18 protein-coding genes are annotated in these 18335 nt (G+C 47.8%); 6 read left to right on the forward strand and 12 right to left on the reverse strand.

Features of this window, described 5'->3' with window-relative positions; translation table 11 throughout:
• Nucleotides 1–196: 196 nt before the first annotated feature.
• From QNJ26_11170 to QNJ26_11225, 12 genes are all read right to left on the reverse strand, one after another.
• A complete protein-coding gene (locus tag QNJ26_11170) occupies nt 197–1531 on the reverse strand; it encodes a cytochrome c biogenesis protein CcdA (GenBank protein MDJ0986095.1) in 1335 nt (444 codons plus the stop codon).
• A gap of 39 nt (nt 1532–1570) precedes the next feature.
• On the reverse strand, nt 1571–1930 hold the full coding sequence (locus QNJ26_11175; protein ID MDJ0986096.1) for a rhodanese-like domain-containing protein: 360 nt from the start codon (nt 1928–1930) through the stop codon (nt 1571–1573).
• A complete protein-coding gene (locus tag QNJ26_11180) occupies nt 1917–2609 on the reverse strand; it encodes a metalloregulator ArsR/SmtB family transcription factor (protein ID MDJ0986097.1) in 693 nt (230 codons plus the stop codon). The genes QNJ26_11175 and QNJ26_11180 overlap by 14 nt, the downstream gene beginning before the upstream one ends.
• Nucleotides 2610–2798: 189 nt before the next feature.
• Nucleotides 2799–3275, reverse strand: coding sequence for a MauE/DoxX family redox-associated membrane protein (locus QNJ26_11185; protein MDJ0986098.1), 477 nt, complete (start codon nt 3273–3275; stop codon nt 2799–2801).
• Nucleotides 3268–3762, reverse strand: a complete 495-nt coding sequence (locus tag QNJ26_11190) for a rhodanese-like domain-containing protein (GenBank protein MDJ0986099.1) — start codon at nt 3760–3762, stop codon at nt 3268–3270. Before QNJ26_11190 ends, QNJ26_11185 begins: the two co-directional genes overlap by 8 nt.
• A 173-nt stretch (nt 3763–3935) precedes the next feature.
• Entirely contained in the window at nt 3936–4802 is an 867-nt protein-coding gene (locus QNJ26_11195) for a pirin family protein (protein MDJ0986100.1), read from the reverse strand.
• A 38-nt stretch (nt 4803–4840) separates the two neighbouring features.
• Entirely contained in the window at nt 4841–5452 is a 612-nt protein-coding gene (gene wrbA / locus QNJ26_11200) for an NAD(P)H:quinone oxidoreductase (GenBank protein ID MDJ0986101.1), read from the reverse strand.
• A complete protein-coding gene (locus tag QNJ26_11205) occupies nt 5449–5928 on the reverse strand; it encodes a MarR family transcriptional regulator (GenBank protein MDJ0986102.1) in 480 nt (159 codons plus the stop codon). The genes wrbA and QNJ26_11205 overlap by 4 nt, the downstream gene beginning before the upstream one ends.
• Before the next feature lie 176 nt (nt 5929–6104).
• Nucleotides 6105–7070 (reverse strand): CDF family Co(II)/Ni(II) efflux transporter DmeF, encoded by a 966-nt coding sequence (gene dmeF, locus QNJ26_11210; protein ID MDJ0986103.1) that lies wholly within the window; start codon nt 7068–7070, stop codon nt 6105–6107.
• Nucleotides 7071–7248: 178 nt separating this feature from the next.
• A complete protein-coding gene (locus QNJ26_11215; GenBank protein ID MDJ0986104.1) occupies nt 7249–8184 on the reverse strand; it encodes a hypothetical protein in 936 nt (311 codons plus the stop codon).
• 18 nt (nt 8185–8202) lie between these two features.
• Nucleotides 8203–8916: a flagellar motor protein MotB gene (locus QNJ26_11220; protein MDJ0986105.1), complete on the reverse strand. Its 714-nt coding sequence runs from the start codon at nt 8914–8916 to the stop codon at nt 8203–8205.
• Entirely contained in the window at nt 8916–9701 is a 786-nt protein-coding gene (locus tag QNJ26_11225; protein MDJ0986106.1) for a MotA/TolQ/ExbB proton channel family protein, read from the reverse strand. Before QNJ26_11225 ends, QNJ26_11220 begins: the two co-directional genes overlap by 1 nt.
• A 498-nt stretch (nt 9702–10199) precedes the next feature.
• Between QNJ26_11225 and QNJ26_11230 the strand changes: the two genes are divergently transcribed.
• The 6 genes from QNJ26_11230 to QNJ26_11255 all read left to right on the forward strand — a co-directional run bounded on the left by QNJ26_11230 (nt 10200) and on the right by QNJ26_11255 (nt 18301).
• Nucleotides 10200–11540 (forward strand): SCP2 sterol-binding domain-containing protein, encoded by a 1341-nt coding sequence (locus QNJ26_11230; protein ID MDJ0986107.1) that lies wholly within the window; start codon nt 10200–10202, stop codon nt 11538–11540.
• A gap of 222 nt (nt 11541–11762) precedes the next feature.
• Nucleotides 11763–12347, forward strand: a complete 585-nt coding sequence (locus QNJ26_11235; GenBank protein MDJ0986108.1) for an ABC transporter substrate-binding protein — start codon at nt 11763–11765, stop codon at nt 12345–12347.
• A gap of 29 nt (nt 12348–12376) precedes the next feature.
• Nucleotides 12377–14905, forward strand: a complete 2529-nt coding sequence (locus tag QNJ26_11240; GenBank protein MDJ0986109.1) for an MMPL family transporter — start codon at nt 12377–12379, stop codon at nt 14903–14905.
• A 266-nt stretch (nt 14906–15171) separates the two neighbouring features.
• Nucleotides 15172–16407, forward strand: coding sequence for a serine hydroxymethyltransferase (gene glyA / locus QNJ26_11245; GenBank protein MDJ0986110.1), 1236 nt, complete (start codon nt 15172–15174; stop codon nt 16405–16407).
• A gap of 269 nt (nt 16408–16676) precedes the next feature.
• Nucleotides 16677–17384, forward strand: coding sequence for an RraA family protein (locus QNJ26_11250; GenBank protein MDJ0986111.1), 708 nt, complete (start codon nt 16677–16679; stop codon nt 17382–17384).
• A 260-nt stretch (nt 17385–17644) separates the two neighbouring features.
• Nucleotides 17645–18301 carry a cyclase family protein gene (locus QNJ26_11255; protein MDJ0986112.1) on the forward strand — a complete coding sequence of 219 codons (657 nt, stop codon included), beginning with the start codon at nt 17645–17647 and terminating at the stop codon, nt 18299–18301.
• Nucleotides 18302–18335: the final 34 nt, after the last annotated feature.

Consider the following 18335-nt stretch of genomic DNA (forward strand, 5'->3'; position numbering starts at 1 on the left):
AAATCCTCCCTTTATGACTTGAATCTTGCATTAAAACTAATGAGACGTTTTAGTATTTATAATAGCAGCAGATTAAGTAAGTCGGATAATTAGACCAATTAACGATCAAGTCACACCAAAACCTCCGACTCGCCCTGTTGAATGCTGCTTCGCGGCCCCCATAGGGGATTCAACAGGGCTCGTGCAAATTCAAGTTCTAGTTTCTAATTTCTGCCATGTGCACCAAAAATTGATCGGATGGCACAAAATCCACCAGGCGCAATCCGCTTCGTTCATTGCCCTGCCGATCCAAAAACACAATCGTGGGAACACCTTTAACGTTATATTGCCGTAAAAGGTCTTCATAAACAGGGTTACCTTTGCGTGTGAGGTCAACCTTGATCATGATAAAATTGTTTTCTGCCTGCTTGACAATTTCAGAATCATGAAAAGTGACGTTGTCCAGCTCACGGCAGGGGGCGCACCAGTCGGCATAAAAATCAAGGATCACCGGCTTTTTTAACTGCCGGGCTTCCAGCAGCAATGATTCCGTATAGGGCTGCCAACTCACGCCGGGGCCGCGTAGCAACCATGAACCGATTAGAATCGTGGCCATCACCAGCCCCACTGTTACCGCAGCGACCCGCAGCCACTCGAACGCGCGAAATCCGGCCCGGGTCCTGTCAATCCACCCCAGGTGCAATGCCGCTGCCAGCGCCACCGCTGCCAGCAAAAAGATTCTTGCGGTTTCAGATAATAACGGCTGAAGAAAATAAGCCGCCATACCCACCAAAATCCAGCCGAGCAGCTTTTTGACCCATAGCATCCATTCACCCGAACGAGGCAGTTTGCTCAGCTGTCCGGAAAACAGAGCCAGAAAAAAGAGGGGAAGGCCCAGGCCCAGGCTTAACGTAAAAAAGATTGAAAAAGCGATCCATAGGTTTCCAATCGTCGCCACCCATGTCAGCAGGCCTAAAATAAACGGTCCGATACAAGCAGAGGCAACCACCCCCAATGTCAGCCCCATGAAGAGGCTGCCCAAGTAGCCGGTATATGTCTTTGATGCTGCCTGCGATAAAGCATATGGCAGACGGATTTCCCAGAGCCCAAAGAGGCTGGTGGCAAAAAAGATCAGGACAGACGCCACCAGAATGAGAACGATGGGATGCTGCAGTGAACTGCCGAACATGCCGCCGGTCAGAGCGGCTACTACTCCGAGCACAGAGTTGGTTGTTGCCAGCCCCCCGATATAGCAGGCGCCATGGATGACCAGCTTTCCCTGACTCTCAGAGCGCTGGCCGCCGAAATAAGAAACCGTAATCGGAATCAGCGGATAGATACACGGTGTCAGATTCAGTGCGATTCCGCCGGCAAAGATGCCCAGTAGCGTCCAGATAATGGCCCAGCCGTGTAAGGGTTTGGATTGTTGGGGGGTCAGCGATGTTTCAGACAGACCGGCCGGGGAGCTTTCAACCGGAAACTTCCGGGAATGCCATTCCGGATAGCCCATGGGATCGCGAAAGACGTTTTGATAACCCAGTTTTACGGCCACCCGGGCCGCCGAGTCGCTACGGGCTCATGCCAGCCCCGCTCAGTAAAATATGGTGAAACGAGATTTGTCCGGGTCGAGCAATTTTTCAAGAGCGCCTTTTTTACGCCAGCGGGACAGCCAGGTCGGCTCCATCGGGAAATTGACGGCGCCTTTTATATGTCCGGTGCGGTATTCCCATTCCTGACGAGTGTCCACCAGAAGCAGAGATTCCGGATCCTCCTTATACTGCCTGAATAATTCATCCGTGGTTATCAGTTGGTAGCCACCTTGAGTGGCCTCGCTCTTAACATCATCCCAGGTGGCCTCTTTTGGAGGAACAGTCCGGTTTGCGTTCCAGATAACACCCATCGTGATGGCGACAGCCATCAGTGAGATTATTAATTTTTTAACGTCTTTCATCGGTCAATCTTTCGGCCGTTTCAATTAGAAATCCAAGGGCTTTCAAATCCTGGATTCCCTCCTCGAGTCGTATGGCTTGAAAGCCTTTGGCGCGCAGCATCTCAACAGCCTGTATCGAGAGGACGCAATAAGGCCCTCGGCAATAGGCTACAATATCCTGATCGTGCGGCAACTTGGACAGGCTTGCTTTTAAATCCTGAATGGGGATGGATAAGGCCCCGGGAATATGCCCGGCGTTGTATTCTTCTACAGGACGTACATCCAAGACTGTCACTGCCTCCTTACGGACAAGCTCGAGAAGCGCCTCACGGTTTACCGGCTCCATTCCTTCTTTTCCTTCCAGAAAGCGACGCTTGATTTGTTCCACCTCCGCCAGCCGGCTCTCAGCAAGTACACGCATAACGCGGAAAAATTCACAAACCGTCTGGTCGGCAAGACGGTAGATAACGTACAAGCCTTTTTTTTCGGTCTCCACGAGGCGAGCAGCGCGCAGAATCTGTAGATGTTGAGAGGCATTGGCAACCGTTAAGCCGGATTCTTTGGCCAAGGCCTCTACGGTGCGCGGGCTTTGGCATAGTAGATCCAAAAGTTCCAGCCGTTTCGGACTGGAAACCGATTTGCCGATACGTGCAAACTGCTCATAAATCGCATCCTTGAAAGCCCGATTCGGATTTTTCATGATGCACTCCTTAAGTATTCAATTGATTAATTGAATATAAAAGATATCTTATACTTTTGTCAATAAAAAAAGGCAGCGGAAACCATGTATTTCCACTGCCTGCTATTAAAGAAATTTAGAAGCCGCTTGTCCTAGTAAAATTATTTTATCTCATCTACCACTGGGCGGACGCCAGGCAGGCATCTTTGGTTATTTTTGAGAGCTCAGACGGCCAAAGCTGGTTCTACGGTGACCATCAAATAGAACAATTTGCAGACCCAGGATAAAGTAGATGATGTCGCGGACCAGGGTTACTCTGGCAGAACCGGAATTTTCGTTCTGGCTGACTGCAAAACAGCCGCAATCAAATTCATGACCGCGAATCAAATTAATTGTTAAAACCGTCATAAAGGCGAGCAGCAAACCCACAATGACAAAGGCAGCCGAGCGCGGGTAAATACCGCCAATCAATGCCAAGCCAGCAACCAACTCCAGAAACGGTATGATGATGGCAATCAGATTAATGAACGCATGTGGAAAAAGGTCATAACCATATACAATTTTGGCAAACTCCGCCGGCGAGATGATCTTGTGAATACTGGCATAGATAAAGGTCAATCCCAAAATCCAGCGGGCCGCCAGTTCGATCCAGCTATTATTGATGATGGATAGCGTAAAATTATTCAATCGGGTAGCCCTCTGCTTCCCAACCCGGAAAGCCGTCGATAAAAACGCGCACCTCTGTGAACCCGGCCTCCAAAAGTAACTCGGCCAGTTGATGGCTGTCCTCGCAGGTTCGGCCTGAACAATAGGTAACGATGGGTTGATCCGGCGGGAACTGATTCATAAACAATTCAATTCGTTGATCAAATCGTCCCACTGGCAATGATATGGCTTCCGGGATATGTCCTTTTTCATAGTCTTCCGCCGAGCGGGCATCTACAAAAAGCGTATCACCGGTATAAAATATTTTGGCGGCCTCGGTTACCTGGTCAATTTCCGCAATGCGATATTTATTTTGATCTGCGGCCTGGGCGGTAATCACCCCTGTGGCGGTGTCCCATTGGCCCACCAGGGCAATACCCCTCGGCGACAGATGATTGACCACCAGCGCCAACAACACCGAAACACCCACCAGAATGATAATCTCTTTTATTGTTTTACCGTAAATCATTTACAAATCCTTAGATCAATTTGTTAATGATCTGGAGTTTTATTGGAATTGACTTCAAGACTTCAGGTCTTGTCCGAGGGTCCCCGCATAATGCGGGATTTCACATCTTGATTTTATACATTAAGGCGTTCAAGCGGCGTGCTAATAGATCTACCTGCAAACGGGCCCGCCAGCTAATCTGTCTTTATAAATGTGCCGTTCCTAATTTCATTTAATGTTTGTTGAATCTCTGCCTGAGTATTCATCACAAACGGCCCATAGCGCACGATGGGTTCGTTTAAAGGTTTGCCGGCAATCAGCAGGAACCTTACGCCTTGATTTCCTGACTGCACCGATACCAGATCCCCATCTCCAAAGACAATCAGACGTGGGTGCCCAACTACCGATTCCTGGCCACCACCATTTTTACCAAAATCGCCTTCACCTTCGAATACATAAGCAATGGCGGCGTGGTCGCTGGCAACTGCCTGTGAATATGAGTTGTCCGGGGGTACGGATACATCTTGATAGATCGGTTCTGCATAGATTTCTTTTACCGGTCCGCTGACACCATTGACTTCACCGGCGATTACCCGGATGATGACGCCATTATCTTGCTGAACTTCCGGTATTTGCTCTGAGGTAATATTCTGATAGCGCGGGGCGGTCATTTTGAGATTTGCCGGAAGGTTAACCCATAGCTGAAAGCCTTTCATTTCACCTTCAATCTGTTGGGGCATTTCCTCATGCAAAATACCCCGACCAGACGTCATCCACTGGACATCGCCGTCGGTGATGCTGCCTGAATTGCCGATGCTGTCTTTATGGTTAACACGCCCTCGTATCATGTACGTCACGGTTTCAATCCCACGATGCGGATGCATGGGAAATCCCTTCATGTAATCATCAGGATTGCTGGATCCAAAATGATCAAACAGCAAAAATGGATCGACATGATCCAGCTCAGCGGTGGCAATACTTCTGATCAATCGCACGCCGGCGCCTTCAAGCACCGGTCGAGGCTCGATGATACGCGCCATTTTTCTCACATGATATGTCATATTTTTCCCCTTCCGATATTTATCATCAAAGTCGCTGACTAAACGCTCAATTTTGACGCGATTTCAGCCACATGTTTGCCCTGGAAGCGTGCACCCTCTAACTCATTTTCGGTAGGCATGCGCGAACCATCTCCCCCGGCAATGGTTGCGGCACCATAGGGGGAACCGCCGGTAATCTCATCGACGCGCATCTGGCCCTGAAAGGCATAGGGCAAGCCGACCACTACGAAACCGTGATGCAGCAGGGTGATATGAAAACTCAGAATGGTCGACTCCTGACCGCCATGCTGGGTGGCGCTGCAGGTAAAGACGCTGCCGACTTTGCCGACCAGAGAACCGTTGGCCCACAGTTGTCCGGTAGCATCCAAAAATTGACGCATCTGTCCGCACATATTGCCAAATCGGGTCGGTGTGCCGAAGATAACGGCATCGGCCTGGGCCAGCTCGTCTACCGTGCATTCGGGTATGTGAGAAAACGTTTTTTGGGCCTCGACCGCGCCCATTTTCTCGAGAACTTCCGGCGTCAAGGTCTCCGGTACCCGCCGAATATCGACTTCAGCGCCGGCCACTTTTTTGACGCCTTCAGCAACCGCCTCTGCCATTTGATAAACGTGTCCGTATGTGGAATAAAAAACAATCAGTACTTTCATGGTTCACTCCTTTTGCTCGTTCTGTGTGCTTTATTGCCAAGTCCTATCTTTTTACACAACCTGCTAAGCGTATTCTGTTCTTTTTCACTCAAAACGCTCATTTCTGCTGCAATCACAGCGGCATGCCGTGGGAAAATGCTGCTGATAAGTTTATGTCCCTGATTCGTAAGATGGATAATGAAATAGCGCCTGTCAACTTCAGAGCGGTTACGTTTGACGAGTCCACTTTTTTCAAGATTGTCGGCCACCATGGTAATGTTGCCGCTGCTCCTAAGAATTTTTTGTCCGATTTGTTTCTGGGATAGGGGGCCCAGGTGGTACAGCGCCTCCAGCACGGCAAACTGACTTAACGTCAGTCCTTTTGACGATAGATGCTGGTGGGTGCGCTGGGTCACCGATTCGGCCGCCCGCATAAGTTTGACGTAAGTGTTCAGCGCCCGGCGCTCATTTTTATGTCCGTTGTATTTTGCTGCCATAATACCTCTATGTTAAATAGTTTAATATTAAATTAATATTAACCTATTTAAATGTCAAGGGTTTTGGCTTGATTTTTATATGTCAAAGGAAATTAAGGTCACAGGTCCGGGGAGAATTCTAAACTTTTGAGCAGCACTTTTGAACCCGGTGGGATAAAAATTCAACAAAATGGAATCTAAGAGGGTTGCTCCTGTCCAGCAAGGCACGGATCGCTTTCGGCTGGATTCACCTCTACGGTGACATGCACAATTTCGTCGTAGTCTTTCAACAAGTTTTTGTAGTGATCCGGTGACTTGGGAAAATGGGTAACGATGGACACAATCGCTGCCAGATGATGGGTGCCCACGCGCCACACATGCAGATCCGACACGCGATTATCCGCATCCGACTCTATCAGGGATCGAATTTCCGCTACGGCTTCCGGGTTGACATCGCGATCGAGCAGCACCTTGCCGCTGTCTACCAGCAATCTGTAAGACCAGCGGCTGATGATGATTGCGCCCACAATGCCCATAATAGGATCCATCCAGACCCAGCCGAATGCCTTGCCGGTAAACAGTGCAATGATGGCCAGCAGCGAGGTGAGGGCGTCGGCGAGCACGTGAAAGTAGGCAGCCCTGAGGTTGTGATCGCGAAATTTTTGTTGGTGGCTATGATCATGGTCAGAATGGCCATGGTGATGATGATGTTTTTCCTGCAATAAAAAGGCGCTGATGACATTGACCACCAGACCGACAAATGCCACTAAAATGGCCTCATTGAAGCGGATGGGCTGGGGAGAAACCAGCCGCTGAACAGATTCAACGCCGATGAGCAGGGCTATCACAGCCAACACCACCGCGCTGGAAAAACCGCCCAAGACGCCGACTTTACCGGTGCCAAAACTGTAATTGGGATTATCTGAATTTTTACGCGCAAAATAGTACGCAAAGGCGGTAATGCTCAGCGCCACCGCATGGGTTCCCATGTGCCAGCCATCCGCCAGCAGTGCCATAGAGCCAAACATATAGCCTGCCGCGATTTCGATGACCATCATCGACAGGGTCAGCATAATTACCCGGCGGGTATTGCGCTCGCCGCGGTCATCATCAATGTTATAGCGGTGGTGGTGCTGCCATTTTTGCAGTGTATGGATATGCATGTGCGTCACTCAAATGAAATGAACAATTGTAAATAAATCTAAGCAAGGCAGGGGCGTTTGTAAACCTTAAGTTCAAAACTCTTGCCGTGCAATATATGTATAATTGAATGCGGGTTTGGGTAACTTGATTAGAAGAGAATGTGCTGATGTGCGGTTGCTGGGTGTGTGGATAGACAGATTAATTTGCCCTTAACGCTTTTGCTTCCATGGCTTTTAAAACCGTAGAGGGTGCCTTAAGCTGAGATAATTGATATTTGCGGTTTAGATCTTTTGATCGCATCCAGAACAAACCGGTTTGATTCGCTTCAACATACTTAAGCATTCGGTCGCTGTGGATGTCGGACCACAAGTAGCGATCGGGATGATTCTCGCTTTTGAGGCCGACGCCAAACCGGTTAAATATCTCACTGCGGAGTGCCAGATAATTGTCGTGCCCGGAGACCCAGATTGTCACCGCATACAACCGATAACGCCAGAATGCATAAACGATCGAATCCAACTGGGCGTCACCCAATTTCAGGTCTTCGTTTTTGCGGACGTATTCTTTGAGGTCCATCTGGTCGCTTCCGGTGTCGATTTCCTGCATCATCCCTATGGCCGACCGGTTGATGCCCCAGCGTAAATTCAGCAGGCCGCAAGAGCGGGTTTCAGACTGAATTTTCTCCGTTTGCGTAAGGGTTTGTTTTTCGGATGGCTGAGGATCGATCTTTATCTTTTTTTCAACCCGCGTGCTTCGGTGTAAAGCCTTTTTCTGCTTGGCATTTTTGCCGGATAGCGTTTGAGTCGGCTGTGGATTGGTTTTGATTGCTTTTTCAGCCTTCACAATCTTACTAGACGGTGGTTTAGGTGTAGCCGCTTTTCTTTTTACCCTGGCCGGTGGGGCAACTGAGGCTGCATTGGTTTTGTCGATGCGCACTACCATCGACTTGGAAACCCGCATTTTTAACCCCTGCAAATAAAAAATAATATCTTCTTCGTGCTGATCTATTTTGTCGGTAACAATGGACTGACCGTTTTTTAAGACAATCGTATCAGCCAAAGACAGCGGCGACAGCAGCATCAATATGATGGTAGCGAAAACAAGCCGGCTGATCATTTTAATCCCATTTTCCATAAAGACAACCATTCGTAGTTATATGCTGAGGATAATTTCAACGCGCCGATTTTTTTGTCGGCCCTCGGAGGTGCCGTTGGGTGCCAGGGGACGAAATTCACCAAAGCCCATGGTAGACACCCGTTCAGATTTAATCGAACTGTTGGTGAGCAAAAACTCCGCCACCGAACCGGCTCTTGCGCCCGAAAGCCCGAGGTTGGAGTAGAAGCGCCCGCCTTTCAGCGGCACGTTGTCGGTATGACCGGCCACGATGATATCACCTTCTGTTTTTTCAATCAGCGATCCAATTTTTTTCAGCAGGGGCTTGTACTCGGGGCGAATGTCAGCTTTGCCGGTATCAAACGTGGTTTCTCCCATCAAAAGGATTTTGACTAGTTTTTCGGTCATAACTATTTTGACCTTATCTTCCAGGTCCTTGAATTTGCCCTTGAGCTCCATTCTTAAAGGATCAACGATTTCTTCTTCGATGCGAGCCAGTGCAATGGCCTGATCAAACTCGCGGGATATCATTTTCTGCCCTTTGGGCGATTCAAAGACCGGAATCTTACGCTGAATACCAAAGGCCTCTTTCATAGAACCGGAGATAACGCGATACTTTTTACGATCCATCTCCGAAAAAGACAGCATCAGGACGAAAAAACACAGCAGCAGGCTCATCAGATCGCCAAAGGTGACGACCCAGGCCGGTGCCCCCTCTTCTTCCTGATTATTTATCTGGATGTCCTCTGCCATTAAGATGCCTGAGCTTTTTTGGCTTTAGACGGCACTACCTTCAAGCGCTCTTTTGGCGAAAGATGAACCTTTAGCGTTTCCTCGAGCACCATCCCGGATAAACCGCGACAGATACCCAGCGCGCCATCAATGATAAGGCTTTTCGTCTCCTGCTCCTGTTGGGTTCGAAGGGCCAATTTATCTGCCAGGGGCAGAAAGACGAGATTGGAAAGCAAGGCACCATACAAAGTGGTGAGCAGGGCGATTGCCATGGCCGGTCCGATGTTATTGGGGTTGGACATGTTGGCCAGCATCTGCACCAATCCGATCAAGGTTCCAATCATCCCAAAGGCCGGTGCCGATGCCCCCATACCTTTAAACACTTTTTGGCCGGTTGTGTGGCGTGATATGGTCGATCTTAAATCCTGTTTTAGAAGCTCTTCAACCCGCTCTTCGTTAAAGCCGTCTGCTAAAAACTGAAAAGCCTTGGCGGTAAATTCATCATCGGGTTTTTCATTTTCCAGGGCAATCAGTCCACTTTCCTTGGCGATTCTGGCAAGCGATACCATTTTTTCCATGATTTCTTCGGGTGACTGAATTTTAGCCCTGAAAGCCTTCATTACGACCCTTACAGAGTTGATGACCTCTTTCATCGAAAATTTGATGAAACAGGTGGCCAGCGTGCCACCCACAACTATCAGTATTCCGGGTATATTCAGAAAGATAACGGCCTGACCACCCATAAGGATGGATATGAGAACTAATATTGTGCCGCCTATCAGGCCAATGATGGTAGCGATATCCATATTAAATTAACGTAAATTCCAATCTAAACGGTTTAAAACGCGACGCATAGTGCCGGCAAATAACCACCTATGTTATTGTTAATGCAGCTTGAATTGTGGGAGGCATCCAATCCCCCCAGGTTTTAAATAACAAGTGGCAGGAAAATGGGCGAACCGTTGTCACCTGAGCACTGATCTACATTCAAAATAGAATTAACTTTCTATTTTTGGTTTATCAACGGACCTGCTTCCGATAGTTTTTTAATCGGCTCTCGAGCCAAAAACTTTAATGAAATCGTATCTTTTCAATAGGATTTAAGTAATTATGATTGTTTTATATTTTGGAGATTCAGGACTGCATGTCAATGCCGGGGTGAATGGCGATGACCCTTATCTTTGGGGCAGTAAAATCAGATCAAGCACAAGCGTTCGACCGGAGAATGTCTTTATGGTTTAAATACAGATAATTATAGTATAAGTTGAACCATTAACCCCAATTTATCCCAAGGAGGTCCTCCGATGAATCTTGAAGACCATCCAACCGTTAAACGATACCGAGAAAAAATTGACACGATCCCTGCGTCCCAAGCACCGGATATCGTCGATGCAGAATGGTTAAAACAGAAGGTGCTGGATGCCGGTGCTGATGATGTCGGGCTCGTTGACATCAATCGTCCCGAACTCAGCGATTATCGGGCCGATACCCTGGACCTATTTCCATGGGCCAAAACGCTGGTAAGCTTCGTTTCGCGACTAAATCCGAAAAATATTCGTTGCCTATCCCAGGCTGTGCGGGATCTTGAATTTATAATCACACAGAAAGAAGCTGATGGAATCGCACGGAAGCTGACTCGGGCTCTATCTCAACAAGGCATTGGCGCATCAAATTTTGCCTGTGGATTTCCAATGGACTTGGATAAATGGCCTGGCAAGATGTGGCCGGTTGCACATAAGCCGATTGCAGTGGCAGCAGGTATGGGGCATTTGGGACACAACCGCAATTTATTGCACCCTCGGTTCGGAAATTTTGTTTTGTTAAACACCGTTTTAATTGATCGCGAGGCCACAGCCTATGACAAACCTTTAGACTTCAATCCGTGTATAGAATGCAAACTATGTGCGGCCGTTTGTCCAGTTGGCGCTATTGGAAATGATGGTAATTTCCAATTTTCAAACTGCTTCACCCATAATTATCGTGACCGCTTGGGCGGTTTTTCAGACTGGGTCGAAAACATCGTGTCCAGTAAAAAGGTTCGCGAATATCGCAAGAAGGTGGCTGATGCGGAAACTGTTTCTATGTGGCAAAGTCTGAGTTACGGAATCTGTAACAAGTCATCCTATTGCCTGGCGGTATGCCCAGCCGGCGAGGAGCGCATTGGGGCTTATGTGACAGATCGCAAAACTTACGTGCAGGAGGTTGTGAAACCGCTGCAAAACAAAGAAGAGTCTGTTTACGTTATCCCTGGATCTGATTCGGAAGCGCATGTTGCGCGACGGTATCCGCATAAAACGATCAGACGTGTCGGCAATGGTCTCCGGCCAAAATCCGCTCAAAACTTTCTTGATAGTTTGCCGGTTGTATTCCAAAGGGATCAAGCCGAAGGGATGGATGTGACCTATCATTTTACATTTACGGGAGAAGAAAACTTAAAGGCTACAGTCGTCATTAAAAATAAATCTCTTGAAATTAAGCAAGGGCATGTTGATACACCGGATCTTCACATTCAAGCAGATACGCGCACCTGGCTGGACTTTCTGGCCAAAGAAAAGAATCTGCCAGTGGCGTTAGTCAGTCGCAAGCTTCGAATCAAAGGCCCACCCAAGCTGATGATGGCGTTCGCAAAGTGCTTTCCTTCATAATTTTTCTTTATTGTTCAATCCAATATTGCTGCATTCAGCCATTTTTGCGCTGTTTTAGGTCTTAGATTTTTGGTTAAAGTAAGTTTATACTCAATATGCTAAACGACAGCTAAATCCGGCACCACCCCCTCCGCCAAAAAGGCTTGCCTTCCACAGAATGGTGTGTAATCCTTCATGTAAAGGCATTCAGAAAGAGATTGAAACATACGGTTGCGGGAATAGATGATGAAAGTATTTCTTTATACTGTATTTAGTTTGCTGCTTTTAAACCAGACGGTTCTGGGACATGAAAAAAGTGCTGCTGAAGAATTTATAAAGAGCAACCTTGATGCCGTATTTACGATTTTGCAAAAAGAAGATCTATCGCAGCAGGCAAAAGAAAGTGAAGTCATTGAAATCGTTTCCCCCATGTTCGATTTTGAACTTATGGCCAAACTCTCTTTGGGGAAAAAGTACTGGCCGGGTCTATCCGTTAGCCAAAAGGAGAGATTTACCGAACAATTTATTAAACGCCTGCGGCAATCTTATCTGAATAAATTGACGGCCTACACCAATGAAAAGATCATTTACGAGTCACCGGTAGCGGTCAAGAAAAAAGTTCATGTGCCCACCCTTCTAATTTCAAAAGGCAAGAAAATTTCCATGCTGTACAAGCTTTATTCATCCAACAATACCTGGAAGATTTATGATGTTGAGATTCAGGGCGTCAGCATTATCCGCAGTTACCGGTCTCAATTCAATGAGATTTTGCAGAATGGCACTTTTGACGACCTTCTGCAGAAAATGCAAAAATCGGTCAACAACTAAAAACACTGTCTTTTGAAATAAACAATCGTATGGTTAAACTTCACTCCATGGTTACCCATTTCTACGATCGCATTGTTCTCGAGTACCCGAGAACCGTTATACTCATCATACTGATGGTGATTTCCTTTCTGGGCTATAAGGCAGCAGATTTCAGACTTGATGCTTCGACCGAAACGCTGATTATTGAGACCGATGAAGACTTGCGATACTCACGACTGATTGAGGCGCGATATGGTGGATATGATTATTTGCTGATAACATATTCCCCCAAAGCCGATTTGTTTTCAAATGAGTCCTTGGAAAAACTTGCCCGACTGCGCGATGACTTAAAGCAGACGAAGCGGGTCACTTCGGTAGTTTCCATACTGGATGCCCCCTTGCTGGAAAGTCCTCCCGTGCCGATCAAGGAGCTAACCACCGGCATACAAACTCTTGAATCGCCAACCGTAGATCGCAAACGGGCACAAATTGAGTTCAAAAACAGTCCTCTGTACCAAAATCTGCTTGTCAGCCCCGATATGAAGACCACCGGCCTGCAAGTCAACTTCCCGGTCGACGAGGTTTATCAGGAATTATTGGCCCGTTGCGACCATTTTCGAGAAAAAGCAGCCAGGAACTCTCTAACAAGCGCTGAAATTTTCGAATTCAAAGACCTCAAAGGCCAAATCCAAAGGCGCCGAGAAATACAGCGGCAAATCCGACATGGGGACATTGCCGCCATCCGGGCCATTATGGATAACTACCGTGAAGATGGGCAGCTCTTCCTGGGCGGAATTGACGTGATATCAGACGATTTAATCCGCTTTGTTAAACAGGACTTGAAAATATTCGGAATCGGAGTCGCATTTTTTCTGATCCTTACCTTAAGCATTATTTTTGGCAAAGTTCGTTGGGTCGTGTTACCAATGCTCTGCTGTGTTTTTTCCACCATTGCCATGATGGGTCTTCTGGGAATGTTCGGCTGGAAGGTCACGGTTATATCCTCCAATTTTATATCGTTACAGCTGATCATTACCATGGCGATTGCGATTCATTTGATCGTGCGCTACAGGGATTTATTGTTGCGTAATCCTGAAGCTGAACAGCGTCAACTTATCCTTGATACGGTGAGTTTAATGCTGACACCCTGCCTGTATGCCGCTCTTACGACAATCGTGGGATTCGGTTCGCTGCTGCTGAGCGATATTCTGCCCGTCAGAACATTTGGCTGGATGATGAGTACCGGCATCGCAGTTTCGCTGGCCACAACATTTCTATTTTTTCCGGCCGGACTGATGCTGCTGAGCAAAGAAGCGCCGCAGACCTTAAAGGCAAAACGGTTTTCTTTTACGGCTGCTCTGGCCAGGTTTACGGAATTACGCGGCACCCTGATAATCCTTGGGAGCTACCTCATCTTAATTATGAGTGTCGTCGGCTTCACCAGACTCATTGTTGAAAACAGCTTTATTAATTACTTTAAAGAAGACACCGAAATTTACCAGGGTTTGAAAGTCATTGACGACAACCTGGGGGGTACGACCCCATTGGATGTGATCGTCGAACTCGAGGCACCCAAGGCGCCGGCTGTCGCTACAGTGGGTAAAACCGAGGAACAGGGCGACGCAGATTTCGATTCGTTTGCTGAATTTGAAGAAGCCAATGATGAAAAATATTGGTTTACTGCAGACCGCATGGCGTTGGCGATGAAGATCCATGATTATCTTGACAGCCTGCCTGAAACGGGCAAAGTGCTGTCGTTGGCAACGATGCTGAAAATAGCGATGAAGTTAAACAATGGTCAGCCGTTGGATAACTTTCAGCTGGCCCTGGTGTACAGCGAACTGCCTGAAAAATTCAAACGCATCATATTAGAACCATACGTATCTCCGCAACATCATCAGCTGCGCTATTCCATCCGGGTCAAAGATTCCGATAAATCTTTGAGACGCGATGCCTTTTTACAAAAGATTCGACATGACCTGGTCGACGAACTGGAGATAAAAGAAGACAACCTCCATGTGACCGGTTTGCTGGTGCTGTATAACAATATGCTGCAGAGTTTGTTTAAATCCCAGATTCTTACGCTGGGTGTGGTGGTGCTGGTGCTTTTAGGTATGTTTCTAATTCTATTTCGGTCGTTGAAACTGGCCCTGATCGCCCTTTTACCCAATTTGCTGGCGATTTCAACAGTGCTCGGCATTATGGGGTGGTTGAAAATTCCTCTGGATATGATGACCATCACCATTGCGGCCATCAGCATCGGAATTGCGGTTGACAATACGATTCACTATATTTACCGCTTCAGACACGAATTCCTGCCTGAAAATGGCTACTTGAAGACAGTTCACCTCTGTCACGGCAGCATTGGTAGGGCCATGTATTACACCTCGCTAACAATCATCAGCGGGTTTTTGATACTGACCCTTTCAAACTTCATCCCCAGCATCTATTTCGGTTTGCTGACGGCCCTGGCCATGCTGATTGCCCTGCTGGCGGCTCTGACACTGTTGCCGCAGTTGATCATCACCTTTAAACCATTTGGTCCTGAATCTTGTATGAAAATTAATGCGAAATCCTAATGTTCGTGCTTTTTTTGTTGACGGGTATGCGTTTCGAAAAACTGGAGAGAAAACTAATAGAAAAATTAATAGACAAGCAGAGTTGGGTAAAGGAGATGGGCTATGGACGAAATTAATACTGGAGTGATGGAGTAGTGGCGTAATGATAATATTTGTCCTGAGGTCATAAATGAATATTTCTCTCCCCACGCATTGCATCTCGAGCAGCTTGTTGGGGCGTAGCTGAAAGCGAAGACCAAAGCAGGCGCTAAATAATAGGAGTCCTCATGCGCTATTTGATGGAAGATGATCCGGCGGTGGCCCAGATTATCCAGGACGAAGAATCCAGGGTTGAAAACACGCTGAACCTAATCGCGGCTGAAAACCATGCGCCCCGATCTGTTTTAGAGGCTCAGGGGTCTATTTTCAGCCTCAAAGCGGCCGAAGGATTTCCGGGTAATCGCTTTCATGCCGGCTGCCGGCATGCCGACACGCTGGAAAGACTTGCTGTCTCCAGGGCCAAAGATCTGTATGGAGCCGACCATGCCAATGTACAGCCGCACAGTGGGGTATCCGCCAACCTGGCGGTTTATTTTGCCATGTTGAAGGTGGGTGATCGCATCCTGTCAATGAAGCTTTCACACGGCGGTCACTTGTCCCATGGTGATGCGGCCTCGATGACCAGCCGCTGTTTTGACTTTGAGCATTACGGGCTCAATCTTAAAACCGAACAACTTGATTATGATGAAATAGATCATCTTGCGCAACGTTTAAGGCCCCGCATGATTGTCGCCGGTGCCAGCTCCTATCCACGATTGATCGATTATGAAAGAGTTGCTGAAATTGCCCGATCGGTTGAGGCCCTGTTACTGGTTGATATGGCCCATATTGCAGGTTTGGTGGCTGCCAAAGTCATCCCCAGTCCGGTTCCGCATGCCGATTTTGTGACCTTTACCACCTACAAAACCTTACGTGCCGGACGAGGCGGTGTTATTTTATGCACGCAGAAACATGCTGACCGGATTAACCGGGCCATATTCCCCGGAGGTCAGGGGACACCGTCACTCAATTTAATTGCTGCCAAAGCGGTTTGCTTTCAATTAGCGATGACCGAGGATTTTGTTCAACTGCAAAGGAAAACCTTAACTAATGCGAACTGTTTCGCCGCTGAATTTGAGCGTCTGGGATATCGAAATGTTTCCGGCGGAACCGAAAACCACCTGGTGCTTATTGACTTGCGCCCCAAGGGCCTGACAGGGGCGCATGCTGAAACAACTTTAGAATCAGTGGGAATCATCGTCAATCGCAACGTGATTCCCGCCGATCCTGAAAGACCTGAGGTCAGCAGCGGCATTCGAATTGGCAGCCCGGCAATTACATCCAGAGGCATGCAAGAACCTGAAGTGCGCCAGATTGCCCGTATGATGGACACCGCGATGTCCAATAGAGCAGATCCACAGATCCTGAACCAGGTTGCCCAGGAGGTACAGGTCCTCTGTAAGCAATTTCCAATTCGACCCTGAAATAGGTACTGAGTCGATCACATAAATCCTTGTGTTTTTTTTTATTGTTCCATATATAGCAGCATTCCAATATGCCCATCAGTTGTTACAGCTAAATTTTAATATGTTGAAGCGGTTTCAGAACCTCAAATAATGTTCGCTAGCAAGGCGCAAGGCGATTCAAAAGTGGAGTCCGCCTCCGGCGGATTAGTATTCGAGCATTTTGAATCGGCTTGTAACGCAGCTAACGGGCATTATAGGGGGTTATGAAGCCGCTTCGGGAGGAAGTTATGGATAACAAGAGCCTAAAAAAAGCCTTTGCAAAACTTTCCACCCCTCTAATTACCGATGCTTGTATGCGGCTGGGTGTTTTTATGCGGGTGGCGCCTATCGGAATCCAACCGTTGGTGCCGGGCTGGCAAATGGCCGGTCGTGTTCTGCCGGTAAGGCACTCCGGAAGTGTGGATATTTTTCTGGAAGTTATGCGCAATGCGACCGCCGGAGATGTCCTGACGATCGACAATGCCGCCCGAAAGCATGAGGGCTGTATCGGGGATTTGACCGTCTTAGAGGCGCAAGCCGTGGACCTGGGGGGTATCGCGGTCTGGGGATTTCATCGCGATACGTCGCAGCTGATTCAAATCGGCTTTCCGGTCTTTAGTTACGGTTCTTTTCCGGTGGGACCGAAGCGGGCCTACCCACGGGGTTCGGATGCCCTTACGACCGCGCGATTCGGCGATTTTAAAGTAACGGCCGATGATGTGGTTTTTGGCGATGATGACGGCGTGGTTTTTGCGTTGCTTCAAGATGTTGAAGATATCATCACTGTTGCGCGTACCATAGCAGAAACTGAAGAAAAACAGGCTCAAAAAGTCCAAAACGGTAAAACCCTGTCCGAGCAATTTAAATTTGATGAATACCTGAAAAAGCGCGGCAAAGACCCAGCCTACAGTTTCCGGCAGCATCTGAAAAAAATCGGTGCTGCCATTGAGGTCTAAGCTCACCGCAGAGACGCAGAGATCGCAGAGATAATTTTTTCTTGGCCTGATTTCCTGAGAGGGAAAATCAGGCCAAACAATCTGCCTGCGGCAAGAAAAAAGGGCTCTGATGGTTTACCAAGCTCTATAGTATAGCCTTATTGTTTTTGCCGCGAAGCGGCTGAGTGGTTTTCATTTGTCGGCGTCTCAGCGACAAATGAAAAAAATACTTTCTCTGCGCTCTCTGCGTCTCTGCGGTGAATATAAAAAGGACATTCTTAATGACCCAATACATAGATTTAAGCCATACGATCGAAGATGGCATGGTGACATACACCGGGTTGCCCGGCCCGGTAATCAGTGACTACCTGGGACGTGAGGAATCCAGACCCCATTATGCTGAAGGCACCACGTTTCAGATTGGAAAGATCGAAATGGTGGCCAATACAGGCACCTACATCGACGCGCCCTTCCACCGTTATGCCGAGAGCATGGATTTAGCCGGGCTTAAAATAACCTCGATCGCCAATCTTGAGGGTATTGTGTTTCGAGTCGATCAAGGGCTGCGCTCAATTGGTAAAGATGTTTTTGCAAACGATAACCTCAAGGGCAAGGCCGTCCTTGTAAATACGGGTTGGGATCAGCACTGGCGAACCGATACATATTTTGAGAACCATCCTTTCCTCACCCGTGACGCGGCTGAACACCTGAAATCCACTGGTGCCGCACTTGTCGGCATCGACTCGCTCAACATCGACGACAACACAGATGGGACCCGACCGGCGCATTCAATTTTGCTAGAGGCCGGCATACCGATAGTTGAGCACATGTGCCACTTGGATCGATTGCCGGATCAAGGATTTAAGTTTTTCGCGGTACCGGCCCCGATTAAAGGCATGGGGTCGTTTCCGGTACGAGCTTTTGCAATTGTGGAATAATTTTAGACAGGATTTACAGGATTAATTGGATTTT

The sequence above is a fragment of the Desulfobacterales bacterium genome, from assembly GCA_030066985.1.
GTDB lineage: Bacteria > Desulfobacterota > Desulfobacteria > Desulfobacterales > JAHEIW01 > JAHEIW01.